The 24,977-nt window shown below is 68.6% G+C and carries 19 protein-coding genes; 5 read left to right on the top strand and 14 right to left on the bottom strand.

The window, feature by feature from the left end; translation table 11 throughout:
* Nucleotides 1-88 precede the first annotated feature (88 nt).
* Nucleotides 89-1,798 (top strand): YbaL family putative K(+) efflux transporter, encoded by a 1,710-nt coding sequence (gene ybaL / locus HNQ52_RS12700; RefSeq protein WP_183961540.1) that lies wholly within the window; start codon nucleotides 89-91, stop codon nucleotides 1,796-1,798.
* A gap of 3 nt (nucleotides 1,799-1,801) precedes the next feature.
* Here the strand turns inward: ybaL and HNQ52_RS12695 are convergent, their stop codons facing one another.
* The 8 genes from HNQ52_RS12695 to HNQ52_RS12660 form a co-directional block, all read right to left on the bottom strand.
* Complete coding sequence (locus tag HNQ52_RS12695) at nucleotides 1,802-2,167, bottom strand: cupin domain-containing protein (RefSeq protein WP_183961539.1); 366 nt, start codon at nucleotides 2,165-2,167, stop codon at nucleotides 1,802-1,804.
* 79 nt (nucleotides 2,168-2,246) lie between these two features.
* On the bottom strand, nucleotides 2,247-2,672 hold the full coding sequence (locus HNQ52_RS12690; protein WP_183961538.1) for a type II toxin-antitoxin system VapC family toxin: 426 nt from the start codon (nucleotides 2,670-2,672) through the stop codon (nucleotides 2,247-2,249).
* Complete coding sequence (locus tag HNQ52_RS12685; protein ID WP_183961537.1) at nucleotides 2,669-2,959, bottom strand: ribbon-helix-helix domain-containing protein; 291 nt, start codon at nucleotides 2,957-2,959, stop codon at nucleotides 2,669-2,671. Before HNQ52_RS12685 ends, HNQ52_RS12690 begins: the two co-directional genes overlap by 4 nt.
* A 123-nt stretch (nucleotides 2,960-3,082) precedes the next feature.
* Nucleotides 3,083-5,698, bottom strand: coding sequence for an ABC transporter permease (locus HNQ52_RS12680; RefSeq protein ID WP_183961536.1), 2,616 nt, complete (start codon nucleotides 5,696-5,698; stop codon nucleotides 3,083-3,085).
* A complete protein-coding gene (locus HNQ52_RS12675) occupies nucleotides 5,695-6,039 on the bottom strand; it encodes a PadR family transcriptional regulator (protein WP_183961535.1) in 345 nt (114 codons plus the stop codon). Before HNQ52_RS12675 ends, HNQ52_RS12680 begins: the two co-directional genes overlap by 4 nt.
* A 157-nt stretch (nucleotides 6,040-6,196) precedes the next feature.
* Nucleotides 6,197-8,785, bottom strand: a complete 2,589-nt coding sequence (gene clpB / locus HNQ52_RS12670; RefSeq protein WP_183961534.1) for an ATP-dependent chaperone ClpB — start codon at nucleotides 8,783-8,785, stop codon at nucleotides 6,197-6,199.
* Nucleotides 8,786-8,854: 69 nt separating this feature from the next.
* Nucleotides 8,855-11,617 carry a serine/threonine-protein kinase gene (locus tag HNQ52_RS12665; RefSeq protein WP_183961533.1) on the bottom strand — a complete coding sequence of 921 codons (2,763 nt, stop codon included), beginning with the start codon at nucleotides 11,615-11,617 and terminating at the stop codon, nucleotides 8,855-8,857.
* Nucleotides 11,618-11,749: 132 nt separating this feature from the next.
* Nucleotides 11,750-14,176: a serine/threonine protein kinase gene (locus HNQ52_RS12660; protein ID WP_183961532.1), complete on the bottom strand. Its 2,427-nt coding sequence runs from the start codon at nucleotides 14,174-14,176 to the stop codon at nucleotides 11,750-11,752.
* Nucleotides 14,177-14,913: 737 nt separating this feature from the next.
* Here HNQ52_RS12660 and otsB point away from each other — a divergent pair.
* Genes otsB through otsA form a run of 3 tightly spaced genes read left to right on the top strand, consistent with a single transcriptional unit; the run spans nucleotide 14,914 to nucleotide 18,844 of the window.
* Nucleotides 14,914-15,690, top strand: a complete 777-nt coding sequence (otsB, locus tag HNQ52_RS12655; protein WP_183961632.1) for a trehalose-phosphatase — start codon at nucleotides 14,914-14,916, stop codon at nucleotides 15,688-15,690.
* On the top strand, nucleotides 15,687-17,480 hold the full coding sequence (locus tag HNQ52_RS12650) for a glycoside hydrolase family 15 protein (RefSeq protein ID WP_183961531.1): 1,794 nt from the start codon (nucleotides 15,687-15,689) through the stop codon (nucleotides 17,478-17,480). Before otsB ends, HNQ52_RS12650 begins: the two co-directional genes overlap by 4 nt.
* The gene (gene otsA / locus HNQ52_RS12645; RefSeq protein ID WP_183961530.1) at nucleotides 17,477-18,844 is read left to right on the top strand and encodes an alpha,alpha-trehalose-phosphate synthase (UDP-forming); all 1,368 of its coding nucleotides are present in this window, start codon (nucleotides 17,477-17,479) and stop codon (nucleotides 18,842-18,844) included. The genes HNQ52_RS12650 and otsA overlap by 4 nt, the downstream gene beginning before the upstream one ends.
* A 54-nt stretch (nucleotides 18,845-18,898) precedes the next feature.
* On the opposite strand, the gene HNQ52_RS12640 is transcribed toward otsA, so the two are convergent.
* The 4 genes from HNQ52_RS12640 to rluD are packed head-to-tail and all read right to left on the bottom strand — an operon-like array spanning nucleotide 18,899 to nucleotide 21,601.
* On the bottom strand, nucleotides 18,899-19,306 hold the full coding sequence (locus HNQ52_RS12640; RefSeq protein WP_183961529.1) for a thiol-disulfide oxidoreductase DCC family protein: 408 nt from the start codon (nucleotides 19,304-19,306) through the stop codon (nucleotides 18,899-18,901).
* Entirely contained in the window at nucleotides 19,303-19,848 is a 546-nt protein-coding gene (locus tag HNQ52_RS12635; RefSeq protein WP_183961528.1) for a DUF4166 domain-containing protein, read from the bottom strand. Before HNQ52_RS12635 ends, HNQ52_RS12640 begins: the two co-directional genes overlap by 4 nt.
* A complete protein-coding gene (pgeF, locus tag HNQ52_RS12630; RefSeq protein WP_183961527.1) occupies nucleotides 19,845-20,624 on the bottom strand; it encodes a peptidoglycan editing factor PgeF in 780 nt (259 codons plus the stop codon). The genes HNQ52_RS12635 and pgeF overlap by 4 nt, the downstream gene beginning before the upstream one ends.
* Complete coding sequence (rluD, locus tag HNQ52_RS12625; protein WP_183961526.1) at nucleotides 20,621-21,601, bottom strand: 23S rRNA pseudouridine(1911/1915/1917) synthase RluD; 981 nt, start codon at nucleotides 21,599-21,601, stop codon at nucleotides 20,621-20,623. Before rluD ends, pgeF begins: the two co-directional genes overlap by 4 nt.
* Nucleotides 21,602-21,793: 192 nt before the next feature.
* On the opposite strand from rluD, the gene HNQ52_RS12620 reads away from it, so the two are divergent.
* Nucleotides 21,794-22,687: an outer membrane protein assembly factor BamD gene (locus tag HNQ52_RS12620; protein ID WP_183961525.1), complete on the top strand. Its 894-nt coding sequence runs from the start codon at nucleotides 21,794-21,796 to the stop codon at nucleotides 22,685-22,687.
* Nucleotides 22,688-22,889: 202 nt separating this feature from the next.
* Here the strand turns inward: HNQ52_RS12620 and HNQ52_RS12615 are convergent, their stop codons facing one another.
* Both HNQ52_RS12615 and HNQ52_RS12610 read right to left on the bottom strand, forming a co-directional pair.
* Nucleotides 22,890-24,515 (bottom strand): NAD+ synthase, encoded by a 1,626-nt coding sequence (locus HNQ52_RS12615; RefSeq protein ID WP_183961524.1) that lies wholly within the window; start codon nucleotides 24,513-24,515, stop codon nucleotides 22,890-22,892.
* A gap of 5 nt (nucleotides 24,516-24,520) precedes the next feature.
* Entirely contained in the window at nucleotides 24,521-24,910 is a 390-nt protein-coding gene (locus tag HNQ52_RS12610; RefSeq protein ID WP_183961523.1) for an endonuclease domain-containing protein, read from the bottom strand.
* Between the last annotated feature and the right edge of the window lie 67 nt (nucleotides 24,911-24,977).

Genomic DNA, 24,977 nt, shown 5'->3' with positions numbered 1-24,977 from the left:
TCACCGCCGCCCCCAACTCGACCGGCTGACGTTCGAGCCGTCATCGCGAACCGACACACTCCCGCCACACCCGCCGCCAGGAGCGCCGATGCCCCATCACACCGACCTGATCGACATCGTCGCCATCGGTCTTGCCGTGGCCTTCGTGTTGGGATTCGTGGCGAACAAGCTCCGGCTTTCGCCGCTGGTCGGTTATCTGTTCGCCGGCATGCTGGTCGGTCCGTTCACGCCCGGCTTCGTCGCCGATCCGGACCTCGCGTTCCAGCTGTCGGAACTGGGGGTGATGCTGCTGATGTTCGGCGTCGGCCTGCACTTCTCGCTCGACGATCTGATGGAAGTGAAATGGATCGCGATTCCGGGCGCCATCGCCCAGATCGCGGCCGCAACGCTGATGGGCTGGGCGCTGACGTGGTACCTGGGCTGGCCGACGCTGCAGGGGCTGGTGTTCGGGCTCGCGTTGTCGGTGGCGAGCACCGTGGTCCTGCTGCGCGCGATGGAGGAGCGCCGCCTGCTCGACACACGCCGCGGGCGCATCGCCATCGGCTGGCTGATCGTCGAGGATCTGGTGATGGTGCTCGCCCTGGTGCTGCTGCCGGCGCTCGCCGGCGCGCTGGCCGACGCCGGCGACGGCGACGGCATCGCATACGGCGCGCTGTTCACGAAACTCGGGCTGACGCTGCTGCAGGTGGGCCTGTTCGTGGCGGTGATGTTGCTGGTCGGCGCACGCGTGATTCCGTGGGTACTGGAAAAAACCGCCGGCACCGGCTCGCGCGAGCTGTTCACGCTGTCGGTGCTCGCGATCGCGCTGGGCGTGGCGTTCGGCTCGGCGGCGCTGTTCGGGGTGAGCTTTGCGCTCGGCGCGTTCTTCGCCGGCATGCTGCTCAACAAGTCCGAGCTCAGCCACAAGGCCGCGAACGATTCGCTGCCGCTGCGCGACGCATTCGCCGTGCTGTTCTTCGTCTCGGTCGGCATGCTGTTCAACCCGCACATCCTGCTCGACGAACCCTGGCTCGTTGCGGCGACGGCCTTCATCGTCATCGTGGGCAAGTCGGCCGCCGCGTATGCCATCGTGCGCGCGTTCGGACATCCCAATTCGACCGCACTGACGATCTCCGCGAGCCTCGCGCAGATCGGCGAGTTCTCCTTCATCCTCGCGGGCCTCGGCGTGTCGCTGCAGATCCTGCCGGCGGACGGCCGCGACGTGATCCTCGCCGGCGCGATGATCTCCATCATCGCCAACCCCATCATCTTCGTCCTGCTCGATCGCTGGCAGGCGCGCAGCGACGCCGAGGCCGCGCGTGCGGCGCCGCATGCGGACGCGACCCCGGACGCGGCAGCGGGCCCGGCCCTCGAAGGCGCCGACCATGCGATCGTCGTGGGCTACGGCCGCGTCGGCAGCCAGCTTGCGAGGCTGCTGCGCGGACGCGGGATTCCGCTGGTGGTCATCGACACCGACATCGACAACGTGCGCCGCGCGCATGCGGACGGCATTCCCGCGATCCGCGGCAACGCGGCGTCCGAGCGGGTGCTGGCCGAGGCCCGTCCGGACACGGCACGGATCGCCGTGCTCGCCATCCCGCAGGCGCTCGAAGCCGGCGAAATCGTCGCGCGCCTGCGCGAAGCCAATGCCGCACTGACCATCTTCGCGCGCGCGCACAGCGACGGCGAGGTGCGCCACCTGATCGAACACGGCGCCGATGGCGCGGTGATGGCCGAACGCGAACTCGCGTACAGCATGGCCGAGATGGTGATGGCGACGCCGCCGTACCGCGCCCTGCGCGAGGTGCCGGCCGGCTGACGCTCAGGCCCAGCGGTCGTTCTGCGCGGTCAGGGCGCCGCCCGCATCCCCGGTATTGACGACGCCGCGCGGTTCGACGATCAGCGCGTGGCATTCGCGCACCGCGCGCGTGATGTGCTCCACGCCGCGCGGCACCACGCACATCTCGCCGGCGCGCAGCGTGACATCGCGATCGCGGAATCCGATCTGCATCTCGCCATGCACCACGAGGAACACTTCGTCGGTGTCCGCATGCGTGTGCCAGACGAACTCGCCTTCGAACTTCACCAGCTTGAACTGCACATCGTTCATCTCGGCCACCACGCGCGGCGACCAGTGTTGATCGAATGTTGCGAGCTTGTCGGCGAGGTTGATGGAGGCAGCTTTCATGGTGCGACCCGTCGCAGTGAACGAACAGTCTGCGCGCATTTCGCGCGCGGCGGAGCGCCGATCTTGCCGATTCGCACGCTCAGCCGTCGGGCAGCAGCAGGTTCTCGAACGGCCGCGTGTTTTTCCAGCGATAGCCTTCGAAATCGCGCAGGTCGGTGGAGAGGATGCGGCCCTCGTCCAGTTCCTCGGCAGCGATCAGCAGCGATGCATCCGCGACATCCATCGGCAGGTTGCGGTAGCGCGCCATGAGTTCGGCGGCGCGTTGGGGCGCCTGCTCGGGAAGTTCGAACACCCGGCAGGCGCCATCGGCCACCGAGTGCATGAACGCGACGGACTGGTGCACGCCGACCCGCGCGAGCAACAGGTGACCGACCTCGGTCAGCACCGGCCACGTGGTGACGAACCCCTGCGGTGCATAGCGTTCCGCCGCCCGCAGCGCTGCGGCGTGATACCGGTCGCGGCGGTTGCCCAGGGCAATCCAGAAACCGCTGTCGGCGAGGATCATGGTTCCTGCACGCGCCAGCGATGCTTTGCTTCCAACGCGTCGTCGAGATAATGCTTGTAGCCCGCAGACAGATCCTCAGGCCCCTCGCCGCCGCCGACGAAGCCGTGCCGAGCCAGCACCGCCAGCGCATCCGGCACGGCCGGCAGATGCCGCGCGTGGTATTCGCGCAGCGCCGCTCGCAGCAGTTCGGACGCGCTCATGCCCTCGCGCTCGAGCAGCTGCGAGAAGCGCTCGGCGTCACGGCCGGTGAGGCGGGCATTGATGCGGACTTCGGCGGGCGTGGGCATGACAGGCACTCCGGGTGCGTCATAACTGTATGACGTCCGTGGTTTCGTGGCAAGCGCCCGCCCGCGCTGCCGATCGGCGTCGCAGCAGGCGGCGCAATCGACCGAGCGCGACAACCGCGGCGATCAATCGTCGCGCAACGCATCCGTCGGCGGGATGCGCGCGATCCTGCGCGTCGGCACCCATGCCGCGACCAGCGCGAGCGCCGCCAGCAGCAGCGGCACCACGAGGAACGCGACCGGGTCCGAGACGCGCAGATTCTCGATCAGCGCGAGGAACAGGCGCGCGCCGAGCAGCGCGACCGCAAGACCGATCGCGATGCCCATCGCCACCAGCCTGCCGATCTGCCCGAGCATGGCGCGCATCACGCGGCGGCTGGTGGCGCCGAGCGCAAGCCGCACGCCGATCTCGCGCCGTCGCTGCTGCACCAGATAACTCGTCAGGCCGTACAGGCCCACGCAGCTGATCGCGAGTGCCGTCCACCCGAGCGCGGCGGAGACGTTGGCCGCCACCAGGAACGGCATGTGCTGCAGGCGCAGCACGTTGCGCATCGGCATGGGTTCGCAGTCCTGCGCAGGCATCGCGGCGATGCAGGCACGCGTCACGGCATCCAGCGTGGCGGGCGAACTCTCGCGCACTCGCACGACCAGACTGCCGATGGCCGATGCGCCGATCGCGCCGGGCAGGTACACGGCGGACGGATCGACGCCATCGATGAACAGGCCGCTGACGACATCGTCCACCACGCCCACCACCTCGTAGCGTCCGGCCTGCAGTGCGCCCAGGCGCTCCTGCGGCGGCAATTCGAAGGTACGTCCGAGCGCATCCTGCCCCGGCCACAGACGCTCGGCCGTGCGCCGGCTGAGCACGGCCACCATTGCACCGTCACCCTCCTGGCGGACGAAGCCGCGGCCGCGTTGCAGGTCGATATCGAGCACCGAGAAGTACGCCGCATCCACCACGCGTACGCCGAGCGACTGCGACGACGCGCCGATGCGTGCATCCACCCGTTGCGGCATGCCCATCAGCGGCATCCGCGAGACCGCCGACACCGCTTCGACCTGGGGCAGCTCCTGCAGCGCCGAGACCAGCGCAGGCGTCGGCGTGGACACCTGCAGACCGATCACGCGACCCGGGTCGAAACCGAGCGCGAGCTGCTCGGCAAGCCGCGCATTCGACGCGATCAGCGTGGCCAGCACCAGCAGCACCACGCTCGCCGCAAGCTGCGCCACCATGAGCACCCCGCGCATGCGCGACTGCCCGGCCCGCTGCAGCGACGCCGCCGCGGGCTGCACGCTGGCACCGCGTCGCCACGGCGCGGTGGCCACGAAGGCAGGCAGGGCGCCGAACGACACCGCGGCCAGCAGCGCCAAGCCGAGGCCGTAGGCGAACACGCGCAAGTCCACTTCCACCGCGCGGAATTCCACGCCGAAATCCGCGAGCAGCGAGAACATCGCATCGTGGAACGGATTGATCGACACCGACGCCAGCACGAACCCGAACACCGAGGCCACGCCCGCAAGCACCGCGCATTCGGTCAGCAGCTGCATCGCCATGCGCAGGCGCGAGGCACCCACCGCCGCGCGCACCGCCAGCTCGCGCCGGCGCGCGGAGAATCGCGCCAGCACCAGGTTCGCGAGATTCGCCGATGCCACCACCAGCAGCAGCGCAAACGCGAGCCCGATCGGCGTGGCGATGTAGGCCAGCTCGTCCAGGTCGCCGCTGCGCAGGTAGCCGCTGCGTTCCGTCACGCGCCCGGATTCGAGCCGCTCGTCCTCCGGCTTGTCCGCGTTCAGCGCCAGCACGCGCGTGGTCAACGCGGCGGCGGCTTCTGCGGCGCTCGCGCCTTCGCGCAGGAAGCCGCCCACGTCGACGCGGGCGCTGGCGTCGAACTCGTCGGGGCGCAGGCGCTCCAGGTCGCGGTCGAGGATCCAGAACAATGCGGTCGACACGGTGGTGCCGCTGAACTCCGGCGCGGTGACGCCCAGCACGGTGAACGGCTGGCCCGCGAGTTCGATGCTGCGGCCGACGACATCGTGATCGCCGTTGGCCAGCCGTTGCCAACCGAGGTCGCTGAGCACGACGCCGCCGTCGTCGTCCGCACTGCCGTGACCGAGGAAGGTGCGTCCACGCGCCGTCCGGATGCCCAGCAGCGAAAAATAGTTGTCGGACACCGCCTCGCCCGACACCGGCCGCGCCACGTCCGCCACCACCGGCAGGCGGATGTCGCGCAGCCAGTACAGGCCCTCGACCATCGGCAAGGGATCGCGCAGCAGTGCGTCGGCGTCGGCCACCGTCCAGCGATCGAGGATGCGTTGCTGCGGCGTCGTCGATTCCAGCATCACCCAGCGCTCGGCCCGCTCCATCGGCGGCGACTGCAGCGCGTATGCGTTGAATAGCCCGAAGAGGATCACGTTGGCCGCGACGGCGGCGCCCAGCACGAGGATCGCGGTCAGGCTGTAGCCGCGATTGCGCGACAACGCGCGGAAGGCGTAGCGCAGGTCGCGCCCGACCGTGTCCAGCCAGGCGATGCCGCGCGCTCGGCGGCAGGCGTCGCGATGCAGCTGTGTCATGCCCAGTTCGAGCGTCGCCTGGCGCAGCGCTTCGCGCGGAGCAACGCCCTGCGCGACCAGATCGTCGCAGCGCGCATCGCGATGGAACGCGAGTTCGTCGTCCAGCTCCCGCTCGAAGCGCGATCGCTGCGTCAGCGCGCGCCACCACAGCGCCAGCCGCGCCTTCATGTCCGCACCTGCGCGCGCGTGGTGCCCAGGACCGCGTCCATCGCTTCGACGAGGCGTTGCCACTCGCCCACGTCGCGCGCCAGGCGGGCACGGCCCACGCTCGTCAGCGAGTAGAACTTGGCCTTGCGGTTGTTGGACGAAACGCCCCACTCCGCGCTGATGCAGCCCTGGGATTCGAGCCGGAACAGCGCCGGATACAGCGCCCCCTGCTCGATCACCAGCACGTCGCGCGACGCACGCTGGATGCGCTGCAGGATGCCGTAGCCGTGTTCGGCACCGAGCGATACCGCCTTGAGCACCAGCAGATCGAGCGTGCCGGGCAGCAACGGGGACGTGGTCATTGTTTGCTCACCTAAACTGATTAGGTAAGACTAGCGAAATTTCCGGTGCGTGCAAAGTGTCGAAGGCGCGGCGATGGGCTGGCATGTGCACACGTCGACGGGAAGGCCGGAAAGCGCCGGAACATCCCGCCGCGCTCGCACGCGGCGGGTGAACGGATCAGGCCCCCTTGCCGAAGGTCAGCGCGCCGCCCTGCGCCTCGATCCGGAGCGTATCGCCACTGCCGAATTCGCCGGCGAGGATCTTCTGCGCCAGCGGGTTCTCCAGCAGTTGCTGGATCGCGCGGCGCAGCGGCCTGGCGCCGTAGACCGGATCGAAGCCGATGTTGCCCAGCAGCAGCAGCGCGGAATCGTCGAGTTCAAGCCGGATACCGCGTTCTGCCAGCCGCTTGGCGAGGTATTGCGTCTGGAACCGTGCGATTTCGCGGATCTGTTCCTTGCCCAGCGGATGGAACACCACGATCTCGTCGAGCCGGTTGATGAACTCCGGCCGGAAATGCGCCTGCACCACGCCCATCACCGCGGCCTTGATCTGGGTGTAGCTTTCCGCAGAATCGTCGGCCGACAGTTCCTGGATCAGGTTCGAACCGAGGTTCGAGGTCATCACGATGACGGTGTTGCGGAAGTCGACCGTGCGGCCCTGTCCGTCCGTCAGGCGGCCGTCGTCGAGCAGCTGCAGCAGCACGTTGAACACGTCCGGGTGTGCCTTCTCCACTTCGTCGAGCAGGATCACGCTGTACGGACGACGGCGCACCGCCTCGGTGAGATAACCGCCTTCGTCGTAGCCGACGTATCCCGGGGGCGCACCGATGAGTCGGCTCACGGAATGCTTTTCCATGAACTCGCTCATGTCGATGCGCACCATCGCCTCCTCGGTGTCGAACAAGAACGATGCGAGCGCCTTGCACAACTCGGTCTTGCCGACGCCGGTGGGCCCGAGGAACAGGAACGACCCGTTCGGACGCGACGGATCCGACAGGCCCGCACGCGAACGGCGGATGGCATCGGACACGGCCTTCACCGCCTCGTCCTGGCCGACCACGCGCGCGTGCAGCGCCTGTTCCATCTTCAGCAGCTTTTCGCGCTCGCCTTCGAGCATCTTGCTGACCGGGATGCCGGTCCAGCGCGATACCACCTGCGCGATTTCCTCGGCCGTGACCTTGTCCTGCAGCAAAGTGAAGCCCTTGGTCTCCGCTTCCTGCGCGGCGTGCAGCTGCTTTTCCAGTTCCGGGATCGTGCCGTACTGGATTTCGCTCATGCGCGCGTAGTCCTGCCGGCGCTGCGCGGCATCGAGATCGAGCTTGGCCTGTTCGATCTGTTCCTTGATCTTGGTCGCGCCCTGCAGCGTGGCCTTTTCGGCTTTCCAGACTTCTTCCAGATCGTTGAAGTCGCGCTCCAGCGTGGCGATGTCGGCTTCGAGATCGGACAGGCGTTGCTTCGACTCGGCGTCCTTCTCCTTCTTCAGAGCCTCGCGCTGGATCTTGAGCTGGATCAGGCGGCGCTCCTTGCGGTCGAGCTCCTCGGGTTTGGAATCGATCTCCATGCGGATGCGCGACGCAGCCTCGTCCATCAGGTCGATGGCCTTGTCGGGCAGCTGGCGGTCCGCGATGTAGCGATGCGACAGCGTGGCCGCGGCGACGATGGCGGGGTCGGTGATCTCGACGCCGTGATGCACGGCGTAGCGCTCCTTCAAGCCACGCAGAATCGCGATGGTGTCCTCGACGCTTGGCTCGCCAACGAACACCTTCTGGAAACGGCGCTCGAGCGCGGCGTCCTTCTCCACGTACTTGCGGTATTCGTCCAGCGTGGTCGCGCCGATGCAGTGCAGCTCGCCGCGCGCGAGCGCGGGCTTGAGCATGTTGCCGGCGTCCATCGACCCCTCGGCCTTGCCCGCGCCGACCATCGTGTGCAGTTCGTCGATGAAGAGAATGACCTGGCCTTCCTGCTTCGCCAGATCGTTCAGCACGCCCTTGAGCCGCTCCTCGAACTCGCCGCGGAACTTGGCGCCCGCGATCAGCGCGCCCATGTCCAGCGACAGCACGCGGCGATTGCGCAGGCCCTCGGGCACCTCGCCGTTGACGATGCGCTGGGCCAGCCCCTCGACGATGGCGGTCTTGCCGACGCCGGGTTCGCCGATCAGCACCGGGTTGTTCTTGGTGCGCCGCTGCAGCACCTGGATGGTGCGGCGGATCTCCTCGTCGCGCCCGATCACCGGGTCGAGCTTGCCGGACTCGGCGCGCGCGGTCAGGTCGATGGTGTATTTCTCCAGCGCCTGGCGCGCCTCCTCGGCGCTGGCGTCGCTGACCTTCTCGCCGCCGCGGACCTTGTCGATGGCTGCTTCGAGCCTGGCCCGGTCGGCACCCGCGCCTTTCAGCGCCTGGCCGACCGCGCCCTTGTCCTCCAGCGCCGCGAGCACGAACAGCTCGCTCGCGATGAACTGGTCGCCGCGCTGCTGCGCGAGCTTGTCGGTGAGGTTCAACAGCCGCGTCAACTCGTTGCCGACGTTGATGGTGCCTTCCTGCCCGCGCACCGCCGGCACCTTTTCCAGCGCCTCGCCGAGCCGCTCGCGCAGCACCGGCACGTTGACGCCGGCCTGCGCCAGCAGCGGCCGCGTGCTGCCGCCCTGCTGATCGAGCAGCGCGACGAACACGTGCACCGGTTCGAGCATGTTGTGGTCGCGCCCGACGGCGAGCGACTGCGCGTCGCTGAGCGCCTGCTGGAAGCGGGAGGTGAGTTTGTCCATGCGCATGGGAATTCCGATGTGGCCGTGGTGCCGATGACCGCGATGCGCGGAAGCTGTGGCCGAAGCGCGCGGGTTTCAAGCACCGGCGGGGGGAACCCGAGCGCGCCGCTCGAGGATCCGGCGCGCGAACCGAACGCGGAAATCGGTCTCCGGCAGCGTTCCACGCAGCGCCTGCAGCAGCGACCTCGAACGGTCCTCCGACAACGAATTTGCCGGTTCGCCGCACACGGAAACGATGAAAGCTGCAAACCGCCGATCTTCCTCGGCCAGGTCGGGCGATTGCTGGGTGTCGCTCGCTGCCCGGTCTGCTCCCGTGCACGCCCGGTCGTCCCCGTTCCTGCTCAGCAGGAAAGTCTGTGCGATCAGCCGGGTGCGCGAAACGCGCGGATCGCCGGGCTCCGCGATCGATCCAAGCAACCCGAGCGCTTCGGCGATATCGCGGTCGGCGTCCGCGGCCCGCCCGCCGAGCTCCGCTGCGATGGCACGCCATCGCAGCACGCTGAAACGCTGGCGAGGCTTTCCCTCCGCACCGAAACGGACCAGCGCTTCATCGAGCAGATCGACGGCTTTCGCGTCGTCGCCAAGCTGCAGGTGCAACGCACCCAGATTTCCGATGACGTTCGCAAGCGCGGAGGGATCGATCTCCGGATCCGCGCGCCGCATCGAAAGGACGCGCTCCAGCGCGGCGCGTGCTTCCTGCAGCCGACCAGCTGCGTACAGTGCGGTCGCGTAGTTGTTCAGCTTCGTTCCCACGACACCGCTCTCAGGGCCGTACAGCGTCTCCATGATGTCGAGAGCCTGCCTCTGCAGGTCGAGCCTTTCTTCCATTTTCGAGTCGGGCAACGTTCTGGCCAGATTGTCCAATGCGTCCGCCATGATCCGGGGCGCGGACTCACCGGCAGCCTTCAGGTCATCGACCAAGGAGCGCATGTACCGTTCTGCCTCCGCCCTCCGGTCCGCAAGCACGAGCGAATGCGTCAACGTTCCAGTCAGATCGGCGCGCTGCCGAAGATCACGACCTCCCAATACCCGCAGCGCCTCGAGCGAAAGCTCGATCGCACGACCGTGCCTGTCCGCACTACTCTCCGCGGCCGCCTCAAGGTCCAGCGCCCGCGCCACAAGAGCGGCAAGCGCCGGATCGCGTACGTCCGTTGTGCGCCGGAGGGCATTGATCTCGTCCGAGCACCCACCCCATTTGCCACGCCAATGCCGCACCGCGCAAATTTCGACCGTCGCACCGAGCACAGCGCCCGAGTCGCCCGCACGCGCCGCCAGCGCACGCGCCTCTTCCAGCAACGGGATGGCGGCGTCGACGAGATTCAGTCCGCTGTAGGCTGCACCCATCGCAAGCAGCAACTGCGCCCGCGCCGATTCTTCATCGAATCGGGTGTTACGGATGTCACGAACGCCTTCGTCTAGGATATCCCTCACAGTCAGATTCGCTCGATCGCGTGCGCCCGGATCCGCGTTCCGAAACAGGCCGGCCATGAATTCGAGAGACGATCTGGCGGTATCACGCTGCCTTCGCGCCTCGTCCGCCTGGCTCAAGGCGGCCAACAGGCCGACGACGAGCGCCACGACGGCAAGCGACGCAATGCCGACGGTGATTGCGTTCCGTCGCAGAAAACGATCCATCACATAACGCCAGCCGCCCCGTCTCGCCATTACTACGCGCGACAGCAGAACGCTGCGCAAATCGTCGGCAAATTCTCGTACCGATGAGTAGCGCGCGTCCGGCTCCTTGCGCAGGGTTTTGAGCAGGATCGCGTCCAAGTCCCCGCGCAGCCGCGAGCGCATCTGCGCTGGCGTGAGTCCACGCAGGGCGGCGATGGCGATCGTGTCGTCTGCGGATTCGGTCGTCCGCGCGTCGGGCGAACCCACCGCGAGCGCGACGCTGGGTCGTACCGGCGTGTTCGTCAACACCGCGCGCTCCATGGCCAGCGCATTTTCGCTGGTCGCGATCCGGTAGGGCCTGCATCCGGTCAACAGCTCGTACAGGATCACTCCAAGGGCATAGATGTCGGTCGCGGGCGTGACACGTTCGCCCTGTATCTGCTCCGGCGCGGCATATCCGGGAGTGAATACGCGCATCGCCGTGCCGGTTTCGGCTGACTTGGTGTCGAGCAGCTTGGCGATGCCGAAATCGAGCAGCTTCACCTGCCCTGCGGCATCGACGAGGATGTTCGCCGGCTTGAGGTCGCGGTGCACCACGAGGCGTTCGTGCGCGTACGCGACCGCAGCGCAGACATCGAGGAACAGGTTCAGTCGCTCGCGGATGCCCAGCCGTCGGCTGTCGCACCACGCGGTGAGTGGCACGCCGTCGACGTATTCGAGCGCAAACCACGGGCCGCTGTCGCGCGTGCTGCCGCCGTCGAGCAGGCGCGCAATGTGCGGGTGTTCGAGTTCGGCCAGGATCTGGCGCTCGGACAGGAAGCGCTGCCGCGCGATGTCGTCGGCAAGATCCATGCGCAGCAGCTTGATCGCGGCCTGCTGGCGGAACTCGCCGTCCTGTCGCTCGGCCAGGTACACCATGCCCATGCCGCCGCGGCCCAGGCTGCGCACGATCCGCCAGGCGCCGAGCTGCCTGCCGATCCACGCATCCACCTGGCGGCGGTCGTCGGCCTCGGCGGCCTCGCCCAGGAACGCCGGCGAGTGATCGGCGATGCGGCTCGGCTCGCCGCGGGCGGCCAGATCGGCCTCGAGCAGGCGGCGGACGTCTTCACGCAGGTCCGGCGCGTCGGCGCAGGCCGCGGCGAGCAACGAGTCCCAGGTGTCCGGGTCGGCGTCGGCCACGGCGTCGAAGATTGCGCGTACGCGCTGCCAGCGATCAGTATCCATGCGGGTGTCGCACCACCGGCTGCATTTCGTGCGCGGCACGCGATGGCGCGGGCGGCCTGCTCGATCCGCATCGGCCTGCCCCGAAACGCCTGCAAACGCTCCATGTGTCGAGAGTGACTGGCATGCGGCCGTCTAGCGGGGCAACCCATCTGCCGCAATGGACACCGACGCAGAATCGAGCAACTCCCGATTTTCGATGCTCGCAAGAAGCGCCTCCGCACTGGTCGAATCCGCGCTGCCCGGGCCGGCGGTTTCCCGATACAGCGACAGGGCTTCCAACACGTTGTCGCGTGCGGCAGCAAGGTGGCCACGCCCGAGATTCGCGGTTGCCAACGTGTACAGGTTGTCGGCAATTCTCCGCTTCTGCGTGGAGTACTTCAGTCGCCTGACGGCGATGATCTCTTCCATGATCCGGGCGACATCATCGAATCTGCCTTGCGCCCTGAGGCAAAGTGCCAGATTCACTCGCTTCGTCAGTGCGCTCGGATGCTCCGGGCCGAACACATCCTCTGCCAACCGCAGACTCTGTCTGAAACTGCGTTCGGACTGGTCCAGTTGACCCATGTCCATTTCCACAGCCGCTACCACGGCCAAGGCTCCTGCCTGCTCCGCAATTCGTCCGCGTTCACGTGCAACCCGCAATTCTGCGCTTGCCACGGAAAGCGCCTGGGAGTAGCGCCCGAGTTCTCGCAGAATCTGCACGTAGACGGCGACTATGCCCTGGCTATGGGCAGCGAGGTTCGGTACGGCACGCCGGAGCGAGAGTGCGGAGCCGATCCACTGCTCCGCCTCCATCAACTGGTCGCTGTTGTAGTACGCCATGCCGATCTGGAAATCGAGGCTTGCCGCCTCTACATGATCGGACTGCGTGCGAATCACGAACGAATTTCGCAACGGGAGCAACCGCCTGAGAACCTCGTCGTAGCGTCCTTCCTTCTGCAACACGGGAGCGTAGTCGATCTCGCTTGCGCGAATCGCCCTCTCGTCGCCAAGGAGACGGGCCTCCGTCACCGCGGTCTCGAGCAAGGGCTTGGCGTCGCCATCCATCCCCAACCCGAGAAAGGCACTTCCCATCGCGGCCATGAGAGTGGTTCGTATCGCGGGTTCTCCTTCGAGGGACGTGCGCACCTGTTCGGCGCCCCGATGCAGAATATCGCTCGCCGTGACCGTTGCGCCGTCGGTGTTTGCCGGATCGGCCAGCTCGAACAGACTACGCATGAATGCGAGAGCTTCCCTCGATGTCGCCGCTTCGCGGTTGGCCGAGTCCCGCTGCCTGGTCGCCTCCGCCGCCTGGTAAAGCGCAGCCGTCATGCCGCCCGCGAGAGCAACGAGCGTGAGCCCACCCAGCGCTACCGCCACCACATTGCGCCGCAGGAAGCGATCGATCCGATATCGCAAGCCCCCCCGTCTCGCGAGAACGGGGCGCATGGACAGATGATTCCGGAGGTCCTCGGAGAATTCGTGGACCGACGCATAGCGTCTTCCTGCCTCCTTGCGCAGCGCCTTCATCACGATGGCATCAAGGTCTCCCTGGAGCGCCGAGCGCAGTTGCGCCATGTTGTTTGACTTGGCTGAGATTCCCAGCTTGCGATATGCGGCAACGCGACGGGTGAAGGTCGCGCTCGGGCGCAGTGGGTCGGTCTCCAGTACAGCGCGCTCGACTGCAAGCGGGCTCTGATCCATGGGATGCGGCCGCTGACCCACCAGCAGTTCGTAGAGGATGACTCCCAGCGCATAGACGTCGGTGGTGACGGTCGCGCGTTCGCCGCGGATCTGTTCGGGTGCGGCGTAGTCCGGCGTGAACACGCGTATCGCGGTACCGGTTTGATCGGTCTTCGCGTCCAGCAGCTTGGCGATGCCGAAATCGAGCAGCTTCACCTGCCCTGCGGCATCGACGAGAATGTTCGCCGGCTTCAGATCGCGGTGCACCACGAGGCGTTCGTGCGCGTACGCGACCGCAGCGCAGACATCGAGGAACAGGTTCAGCCGCTCGCGGATGCCCAGCCGTCGGCTGTCGCACCACGCGGTGAGCGGCACGCCGTCGACGTATTCGAGCGCGAACCACGGGCCGCTCTCGCGCGTGCTGCCGCCGTCGAGCAGGCGCGCGATGTGCGGGTGTTCGAGTTCGGCCAGGATCTGGCGCTCGGACAGGAACCGCTGCCGCGCGATGTCGTCGGCCAGCTCCATCCGCAACAGCTTGATCGCGGCCTGCTGGCGGAACTCGCCGTCTTCACGCTCGGCCAGATACACCATGCCCATGCCGCCGCGGCCCAGGCTGCGCACGATCCGCCAGGCGCCGAGCTGCCGGCCGATCCACGCATCCACCTGGCGGCGGTCGTCGGCCTCGGCGGCGTCGCCCAGGAACGCCGGCGAGTGATCGGCGATGCGGCTCGGTTCGCCGCGGGCGGCCAGATCAGCCTCGAGCAGGCGGCGGACGTCTTCACGCAGGTCCGGCGCGTCGGCGCAGGCCACGGCGAGCATCGAGTCCCAGGTGTCCGGGTCGGCATCGGCCACGGCGTCGAAGATTGCGCGTACGCGCTGCCAGCGATTGGCGTCCATGTCAGCGGCTCGTGAACGCAGCGCACATCCTGCGCTGCGAGAAGTGTCTGTGGTGGCGATCGAACGTCGACATGCACGGGGACCCTCGCCCGAACACCGGTTTCGATCACGGCGACCCGCCCGGGTGCCGTGCATGGTTGTTGTTTCAGACCCCACGTCTCAGCCGCATCGGTGGCGTCCGCATCCGGCGGAGGCATCGTCGCTGCGACTTCAACGCTACGCGTTTTGTCTGCCGTTTTCAAAAATCTGTGTGGCCCGTCACACATTTTCTGGACGAACGGTAGCGCTGGGCACGTGTACGGCGAATTGTGAAAATATGTGTCTTTTACGTGACGCGCGCCCGCGTCGGCTGCGGGGGCGGAAGCAGGACGACTGCAGCAGTCGGCGAAGGTCCTCGCATGTGGCGAGGTGGCCGGCCGCACCGACGCCGCTCATGTCTGTTCCGGAAAATGCCGCGCCGCCGGATCGATGACCCGCTACCACTTTCGTGCAGCAGCGCAACAAAAGCGGCGTGCGATCGCGTGACCATGCTCGCGGCGGCGGCAGCCGGGGGCGTGCGAACGGCGCCTGCGCGGCACGGCCGCAGCCGATGCGTGCTGCAGCCCGCAAGCGAGGGTTTCGAACACCATCGCGCCGTGGCGCCTAACGCATCGCGCCTGAACCTCCCCGGGTCACGCACGGCATCACACCGGCCACGCCGCGAGACATTGCGGCACAATGCACGGATGGCTGCAGCGATCTCCGACCAACGGGCGCCGCCACCCGCGCTTGACGCGCGTTGCGCACTGTTCCTCGATGTGGACGGCACCCTGCTCGACTTTGCACCGACGCCCGACGGCGTGGTGCTGTCCCCGGCGGTGCCACGGACGCTGCAACGCCTGCAGCACCACCTGCGCGGCGCGCTCGCGTTGGTCAGCGGCCGCCCGATCGCACAGCTCGACGCGTTGTTCGCGCCGCTGCGGCTGCCGGCCGCGGGGCTGCATGGCCAGGAGCGCCGCATCGAAGACGCACGCGTGGACGCGGCGGTCGATCTCGCGCCGGTCCGCCGCATCGCGTCCGAAGCGCAGGCACTGGCTCGCACCCACCCGGGCGTGATCGTCGAGGACAAGGGCGCGAACCTCGCGCTGCACTGGCGCGCGGCGCCGCAGGCCGCGGACGCGGTGCGAGCCTACGCGCATGACGCCGTGCGGCGACTGCCCGGCTACCGCCTGCAACCGGGCGACCACGTGCTCGAGTTCATGCCCGACGGCATGGACAAGGGCGATGCGGTACTCGCCTTCCTGCGTGAACCGCCGTTTCGCGATCGCACGCCCGTGTTCGTCGGCGACGATCTCACCGACGAGTTCGGCTTTGCGGCCGCCCATGACAGCGGCGGCTGGAGCGTGCTGGTCGGAGGGCGCCCGGGCAGCGCCGCGCGCTACGGTCTCGCCGGTCCGTCCGCCGTGGCTGCCTGGCTCGAGCGTTCGGCCGGCGCGCTCTCTTCCCAGTCCGACGATCGAACGGAGATCCCATGACGCAACCCACGCCCGACACCGCCACGCTCGACCTCGGCGTCATCGGCAACGGCAGCTACGGCGCACTCATCGATCCCCGCGGCCGCGTGGTGTGGAGCTGCCTGCCGACGTTCGACGGCGACCCGGCATTCTGCGCACTGCTGTCGCCGGTGCAGGCAGGCGGGGATTTCGCTGTCGAGCTGGAAGACTTCGCGCGCGCCGAGCAGCACTACATCGAAAACACGGCCATCCTGCGCACGGTGCTGCACGATGGCCACGGCAACGCGCTGGAGATCGTCGACTTCGCGCCGCGCTGGCGGCAGAACGGACGTTTCTATCGCCCGGTGATGCTGATCCGCCGCATCCGCCCGCTGGCCGGCAGTCCGCGCGTCCGCATCCTGATACGCCCGCTCGCCGACTGGGGCGCGCGCGTGCCGGACATCAGCTGGGGCAGCAACCACATGCGCTGGTTGTTGCCGGAGTTTGCGTTGCGCCTCACCGGCAGCGCGCCGATCCGCATGCTGCGCGATGCACTGCCGTTCGTGCTCACGCAACCGATCGACCTGGTGCTCGGACCGGACGAGTCGCTGCAGCGCAACGTCGGCGAGTTCGCGCGCGAAGCGCTCGAACGCACCACCGACTACTGGCGCGAATGGGTGCGCTACCTCTCCATCCCGCTGGAATGGCAGGAGGCCGTGATCCGCAGCGCGATCACCCTCAAGCTGTGCCAGTACGAGGACAGCGGCGCCATCATCGCGGCGATGACCACGTCGATTCCCGAGGCGCCGGACACGCCGCGCACATGGGACTACCGCTACTGCTGGTTGCGCGATGCGGCGTTCGTGGTGCGTGCGCTCAATCGCCTCGGCGCCACGCGCTCGATGGAAGAGTTCCTGCGCTACATCTTCAACATCGCCACCAGCGACGGTACGCTGCAGCCGCTGTACGGCATCGGCTTCGAGACCGAACTGCACGAGGAAACCGTCGACAGCCTCGCCGGCTACCGCGGCATGGGCCCGGTGCGGCGCGGAAATCTTGCGTGGGTGCAGAAGCAGCACGACGTGTACGGCAGCGTGATGCTTGCCTCCACCCAACTGTTCTTCGACCGTCGCCTCGCGCAGCCGGGCACGGCGGACACCTTCGCGCGCCTCGAACCGCTCGGCGAACGCGCCTTCGCGCTGCACGACCAGCCCGACGCCGGACTGTGGGAATTCCGCGGCCGCGCGCATGTGCACACCTACACCGCGGTGATGTGCTGGGCGGCGTGCGACCGGCTGGCGAAGATCGCCGCGCAGCTGGGCATCGCCGAACGCATCGGCTACTGGCGCGAACGCGCCGACACGATCCGCGCCCGCGTGCTGCGCGATGCGTGGAACGCACAGCTGGGGCACTTCACCGATGCCTTCGGCAGCGACCGCCTGGATGCGTCCCTGCTGCTGCTGGCGGACGTGGGGTTCATTCCCGCCGACGACGCACGTTTTGTCGCGACGGTGGAGGCCATCGGCCGCGACCTCAAGCGCGGCGACGCGCTGTTCCGCTACATCGCGCCGGACGATTTCGGCGAACCGGAAACCAGTTTCACGCTGTGCACGTTCTGGTACATCGACGCCCTCGCCGCGATCGGCCGCAAGGACGAGGCGCGCGATCTCTTCGAACGCATCCTCGCCAAGCGCAATCATGTGGGCCTGCTGTCCGAAGACCTCGCCTTCGACAGCAACGAGGCCTGGGGCAACTTCCCGCAGACCTATTCGCATGTCGGCCTCATCATCGCGGCGATGCGCCTGTCGCGCTCCTGGCAGGACGCCTCGTGAGTCGACTGGTCGTCGTCTCCAACCGCGTCGCGTTGCCGGACGAGACACGCGCGGGCGGCCTTGCCATCGCGCTGCGCGCGGCGCTGAAGGAACGCGGCGGCCTGTGGTTCGGCTGGAGCGGCCGCACGGTGAAGGACGTGCCCGGCCCGGTGCACACGCTGGCCGACGGCAACGTGCAGTACGCCACGCTCGACCTGCTGCGCGAGGACCACGAGCAGTACTACAACGGATTCTCCAACCGCACGCTGTGGCCGCTGCTGCACTTCCGCCTCGACATGGTGGACTACGACCGCGCGATCTACGCCGGCTACCGGCGCGTCAACGCGCTGTTCGCCGAGCGCCTCGCGCCATTGCTGCGCGACGACGACACGGTCTGGATCCACGACTACCACCTGATTCCGCTCGCGGCGCTGCTGCGCGAACGGGGCATCGGCTGCCGCATCGGCTTCTTCCTGCACGTGCCGCTGCCGTCGAGCGATCTGGTGGCGGCGCTGCCCGAGCACGGGCGGCTGTTTTCCGCGCTCAGCGCCTGCGATCTGGTCGGTTTCCAGACCCAGCGCGATCTCGAACGGTTCCAGGACTACATGCGCCTGTTCGGCCACGGCCGCGTGCTCGAACCGGGGCTGATCGAAGGCCCGGGCGGACGCCGCTTCCGCGCCGGCGCGTTTCCGATCAGCATCGATACCGCGCACATCGCGTCGCAGGCCGCCGCCGCGGTGAACAAGCCCGCGGTGCGCGATCTGCGCACGAGCCTTGCGCCGCGGCAGATGGCGATCGGCGTCGACCGGCTCGACTATTCGAAAGGCCTGCCGGAACGGTTCTCCGCCTTCAAGCGGTATCTCACGCGCCATCCGGACCAGCGCGGGCGGCTGACGTACCTGCAGATCGCGCCGGTGTCGCGCGGCGACGTCGACGCCTACCGCAACCTGCGGCACGAACTCGAACGCAGCGCCGGACACATCAACGGCTCGCACGCCGAGCCGGACTGGACACCGCTGCGCTACGTCAACCGCAACGTGCCGCACGCCACGCTGACCGGCTTCTACCGCGCCGCGCGCGTGGGCATCGTCACGCCGCTGCGCGACGGCATGAACCTCGTCGCCAAGGAATACGTGGCCGCGCAGGATCCCGCCGATCCGGGCGTGCTGGTGCTGTCGATCTTCGCCGGCGCCGCGCGCGAGCTCGATCAGGCCCTGCTGATCAATCCCTACGATCTGGACGGCGTGGCCGATGCCATCGCCAGCGCCGCCACCATGCCGCGCGACCGCCGCATCGAACGCTGGCACGCGATGATGGAGCACCTGCGCGCGCACGACATCGCGGCGTGGCGGCGGGATTTTCTGCAGGCGCTCGACGCGGCGTGACGGCGGGCGCGATCCGCACCCGGCAGCGCGGACGACCATGAACTCCTCGGGTTGTCAGGGCAGGAATCGCACCCGGTCGACGGCGTCGGGCACCAGACAGGTCGCGCGCCGTCCGAACAGCCGATAGCGATTGCGTGCGATCAGCCGATACAGCGGATCGCGCAGCCCGCGTGGCACGAGGCGCAGCACGGCGGCCAGACGCCACGCGCCGCCGAGGCCGCACAGTACCTGCACGATGGCGTCCGAATCGGTCCACGCGCGCGCCGGCGAGACGAGCAGGAACGACACCAGATCGTCGGCATCCAGGCCATGCTGCGCCAGCAGCGTGCGGCCGCTGTCGGATTGCATCGCGGCGAAGCGATACCTCCCGCGCCGATCCACGCGCAGCAGAAAACGCACCCAGCCGCTGCACAGCAGGCACACGCCATCGAACACGATCACGTGCTCGCCGGGATCGTTCATGCCGCCGGCACGCCGACCGGCGCGTCCACGTCGAGCCAGCCGCGGTAGTGCACCAGCGTGCCGATCCGCGGCAGCACGGCAACCACGTCGTAGCGATAACGGCCGTCATCCTCGAATTCGCGGGCGCCGACGCCGGCGAACCAGCGCGCCGGCAACGGCAGCCCGAACAGATGCACCGAGCGCACCCGCCAGTGCAGGGTCGCATCGCGCACGGCCAGCACAAACACGAAACGCAGCGGGCCGAGTCGCTCCATCAGTCCATCCGTGTGCCGCTGCAGCCGCGACGGCATCGCATGCCTGCCGAAGCGGCGGATCCAGCGTTCGTCGCGCGCGGTGGATTGCATGTCGACGGCCATCGCGCCGGAGAACGCCGGCGGCAGGCGCGCCACCGCGCAGCACAGCCGCGCGAGCGGGTGCGCGCCGCGCCGGACCTCGCCGTGGCCGAGGTAACGACGCTCCCCGCACGCGGCATGCAACCGCTGCACCGTTGGCGGCAGGCGTGCGAAATCGGGACCGAGCAGCGCCTCGAACAACGCACTCACGGCTGCAGCCACGCCAGCGTCGCCATGCGTCCGCCGCGGCCGTCGCGACGGTGCGAGAAAAAGCGCGCCGGGTCGGAGAGGGTGCACGACTCGCCACCGGACACCTGCGCGATGCCGAGCGCGGCGAGACGGTCGCGCGCGAGCCCGGCGAGGTCCATCAGCCAGTGCCCCGGACGCGTGGCAACGAACCGGCGTGCGGCGGCGCCGTCCGCCGCGACAAACACGTCGCGCACGGCATCGCCCACTTCGTATGCGGCGGCGCCGGCGGCCGGCCCGATCCACGCGATCGTCTCGCCGCCGGGCACGCGCATCGCGGCCACGGTGGCCTCGAGCACGCCGGCCGCAAGCCCGCGCCAGCCGGCATGCGCGGCGGCGATTGCGCTGCCGTCGCGCGCCGCGAACAGCACAGGCAGGCAATCGGCGGTGAGGATCGCGAGCACCACGCCCGGGGTCGAGGTCACGGCGGCGTCGGCCTCGCCGAACGGCGCAAGCGGGTCGGCCGGCTCGCGCAGGGCTGCGTCGCCGTCGAAGCGCAGCACGTCGATGCCGTGCATCTGCCGCAGCCAGCGCGGCGCCGACGGCAGCGCGGCGATCTGCCGCAAGCGTGCGCGGTTGGCAGCCACGGCATCGGGCATGTCGCCGCACGCCGCGCCGAGGTTGAATGCATCGAACGGCGCCTGCGACACGCCCGCGCCACGGCGCAACGTGCTCACCGCGCGCACCATCGCCGGCGCGGGCCAGTCCGGCTGCAGCAGCGCGGCGTGGCCGGCGGTCATTCCTCGGCGGCGTCCTGGCGCAGCGTTGCGATCAGCGCCGCAAGATCGGCCGGGCGCGGTGCCTGCGCCTCCACCGTGTCGCCGGTGCGCGGATGCGCGAACACGATGCGCTCGGCATGCAGCGCCTGCCGCTTGAAGCCGCGCAGCGCCTCGGCCAGCGCCGGCGTCGCGCCTTTGGGCAGCCGCAGCGACCCGCCGTACAGCGAATCGCCGACCAGCGGGTGCCGCGCGTGCGCCATGTGCACGCGGATCTGGTGGGTGCGGCCGGTTTCGAGCTGGCACTCCACCGCCGTGTGCGCACGGTAGCGCTCGCGCACGCGGTAGTGCGTGACCGCCGGTTTGCCGGTGTCGACCACCGCGCGGCGCAGGCGATCGACCGGATGCCGGTCGAGCGGCGCATCGACCGTGCCGCCGGAAATCAGTCGTCCGTAGACGATGGCTTCGTACTGGCGGTGGATCGTGCGCGCCGCCAGCTGTTCGACCAGCGCGGTGTGTGCCTGCAAGGTGCGCGCGACGATGAGCGCGCCGGAGGTGTCCTTGTCCAGCCGATGCACGATGCCCGCGCGCGGCAGCGCAACGAGCTGCGGATCGCGATGCAGCAGCGCGTTGACCAGGGTGCCGGCCGGATTGCCCGCGCCCGGATGCACCACCAGCCCGACCGGCTTGTTCACCACGAACACGTCGGCGTCCTCGTACAGCAGGTCGAGCGCGATCGACTCGGGCGCCGAATCGGTGGCGATGCCCAGACGCACGTCGAGCTCGACGGACTCGCCGCCGCGCACCGCTTCGCGCGGCCGGACGGTCTTGCCGTCGAGCCGCGCATCGCCGGACTTGATCCACGCCGCGAGGCGCGAGCGCGAGAATTCCGGGTAGAGGGCCGCGAGCACCTGATCGAAGCGCTGTCCGGCCGCGTCGAACGGCACCTGCGTTGCGCGGCGTTCGGGCGGGGTGTCGGTGTCGGCGGGCTGGGTCGTCATGCGTGTTCCTTGGCGAAAACCGCCGTGTGCGGCGCAGCGCGTACGACCGCGTTCCCGCAGGCCATCTGAATGGCACATGGACGCATCCGGCGCCCGGCACGGCTTTATGGGTTCTTAATGGAGCCGCTTCCGGCCTTTGGGCTATTATGCCCCGCTACACACCGGCCCTCGCGGCGCCCAGCAGATTCCTCAATGACCCGACACACCGGCCTCCTGCGCCTCGCCATCCTGTTCGTCGTCGTGCTGGCCCTCGCGGGCTGCAGTCGGTTCAAGTGGTTCCAGAAGGACGATCCGCTCGAAACCCTGCCGGTCGACCAGCTGTACGACACCGGCAAGACGGCGCTGGAAAACGGCAACCTGTCGCGCGCCCGCCGCTACTACCAGCGTCTCATCGCGCGCTTCCCGTACGGCCCGTACACCGAACAGGCGCAGCTGGAACTGGCCTACGCGCAGTACAAGGGCAGCAACCCCGAAGACGCCACCTCCACGGTGAACCGCTTCATCCGCACCTATCCGACGCATCCGCACATCGACTACGCCTACTATCTGAAGGCGCTGATCAACTTCAACCGCGAAAACGCCTTCCTCGACCGCATCGCGCGCATCGACATGACGCAGCGCGACCAGGGCGCCCCGCGCCAGGCGTTCAACGACTTCGCCGAGCTCATCAACCGCTATCCGAACAGCATCTACGCGCCGGACGCGCGCCAGCGCATGGTGCACCTGCGCAACCTGATGGCGCGGCACGAGATCAACGTGGCCACGTACTATCTGCGCCGCGGCGCCTGGGTCGCGGCTGCCAACCGCGGGCAGTACATCCTCGAGCACTATCCGCAGAGCATGCACGATGCCGATGCGCTGGCCGTGATGACCGAATCGTATCGCCGTCTCGGCCAGGACACGCTCGCCGCCGACACGCGCCGCGTGCTGGAGCTCAACCACCCCGAGCATCCGTACCTGCGCGGCGACTGGCCGGAGAAGCGCAGCCTGTTCAAGCGCCTGTGGCCGTTCGACGACGAAGGCGACGATGCGGACGAAGACGACGCGGAGCAGGACGCGGTCGCGGCGCTTCCGCCGTCGGCCTGAGACGCACGAGCCGCCGTCGTGCGTTGCGTGGGTCCATCGAGCGCCCTGTAGACATTCCGCGCTGACGCTGAAAGCCCTTCCCCCTTGACGGAGGAAGGGTTGGGATGGGGGTGGCTCTGGATCCTCGCCTGCCGCTGCTTTTGCCGCCGGACGCCCCCCGGTGTCGATCCGACGAGCGCCCGCCATATCGTCTGCCGCTCAACTACCCGGAGTATCCCGACGTGATCGGATACCGCCGCTCGCGCCCGAACGCGCGGCGCGACACCTTCGGTCCCGGGGCGGACTGCCGCCGCTTCCATTCCGCGATACGCACCAGCCGCAGCACGCGCTCCACCGTCGCGGCATCGAAGCCTTCGGCCACGATGTCCTCGTACGACGCTTCGAGATCGACATGGCGGAAGAGGATCGCGTCCAGCACCTCGTACGGCGGCAGCGAGTCCTGGTCGGTCTGGTTTTCGCGCAGTTCCGCGGTGGGCGGCCGCGCGATCACGGCCTCCGGCACCCGTTCGCCGTCGCCCTGCGCGTTGCGCCAGCGGCACACGGCGAAGACCTCGGTCTTGTACAGATCCTTGATCGGCGCGTAGCCGCCGCACATGTCGCCGTAGATGGTGGCGTAGCCGACCGCGTACTCGCTCTTGTTGCCGGTGGTCAGCAGCATGCCGCCGAACTTGTTCGACAAGGCCATCAGCAACGCGCCACGCGTGCGCGACTGCAGGTTTTCCTCGGTGGTGTCGACCGCATGGCCTGCGAAGACGGGCGCCAGCGCATCGAGGAAGCCGCTGAACGGCGCCTCGATCGATAGCGTGCGGATCTCGACGCCGAGCGCCAGCGCCTGCTGCTGCGCGAGATCGTTGCTCAGATCGGCGGTGTAGCGCGACGGCAGCCGCACCGCGGTGACGTTCTGCGCGCCGACCGCGTCCACCGCGATGGCCAGCACCAGCGCCGAATCGACCCCGCCCGACAACCCGAGCAGCACCTTGCCGAAGCCGTTCTTGGCAAGGTAATCGCGCGTGCCGCGCACGATGGCGCGGTAGGCAAGGCTCTCGCGGCTCTCGTCGGTTTCGTGGACCCACGCCGCCGGCGTGAACCGCCGCGTGTCGGGATCGAAATCCGCCACGAGCCAGTGGTCCTCGAAGGCCGGCGCCGAGAGGTGCACGTTGCCGTCGGCGTCCGCCAGCGTGGAGCCGCCGTCGAACACCAGTTCGTCCTGCCCGCCGACCACGTTGAGGTACGCGATCGCGACGCCGGCTTCGGCGACGCGCTCGGCCAGCAGACCATCGCGCTGCAGGTTCTTGTCGCGTTCGAACGGCGAGGCGTTCGGCACCACCACCACCTGCGCGCCGTGCGCGACGGTGTCGGCCAGCGGCTCGGCGAACCACAGGTCTTCGCAGATCAGCAGGCCCACCGTCACACCCTCGACATCGAACACGCAGGAGCCACCGTCCGGGTCGACCGCGAAATAGCGCCGCTCGTCGAACACGTTGTAGTTCGGCAGCTCGCGCTTGCGGTAGGTGCGCTCGATGCGACCGTGGCGCAGCACGCTGGCCGCGTTGTAGATCACCGAACCGGCCGACTCGGGCCAGCCCACCACCGCCACGATCCCCAGCGCGGCCTGCGCGATGGTGTGCATTGCGGCCTCGCACTCGCGCAGGAAGCTCGGACGCTGCAGCAGGTCCTCGGGCGGGTAGCCCGACAGCGCCAGCTCGGGGAACAGCACCAGATCCGCACCGTGGGTGTCGCGCGCCTCGGCGATCATCGCCGCGATGCGCTGCGCATTGCGCGTGATCGCGCCGACCGGGAAATCGAATTGGGCTAGCGCGATGCGCATCGGGTTCAGGAATCCGTGGCGTGCTCCGCGGGGGTTGGCGTCGGGAGCGGAGGACTGGCGTTCAGTGCCGCGATGATAGCGGCCAGCGCGGCATCAGTCTGCGCGAGCAGGTCGGTGTTCCACAGGCGGAGGATTCGGAAGCCTTGCGATTGGAGCCAGGCGTCGCGGCGGCGGTCGGTTGCCGAGTCCGCATGCTGGCTGCCGTCGGCTTCGATGACGAGCCGGGCGTCGAGGCAGACGAAATCGGCGATGTAGGGGCCGATCGGATGCTGGCGGCGGAAATGGTGGCCGGTGAGGTTGCGGCGCAGGTGGAACCAGAGGCGCTGCTCGGCGTCGGTCATCGTCTTGCGCAGGCGGCGCGCCGTGGCTTTCTTTGCATGGGGGCGAATCGGCATTACGCACCCCCTCCCCAACCCTCCCCCGCTTCGCGGGAGAGGGAGCAAGGCCCGGTCTCGGGCCCGG

Origin of the sequence: Chiayiivirga flava (genome assembly GCF_014202825.1) — a bacterium.
Classification (GTDB): domain Bacteria; phylum Pseudomonadota; class Gammaproteobacteria; order Xanthomonadales; family Xanthomonadaceae; genus Chiayiivirga; species Chiayiivirga flava.
The sequence above is the reverse complement of the archived record's forward strand: the minus strand, read 5'-3'. Positions and strand labels throughout refer to the sequence as shown.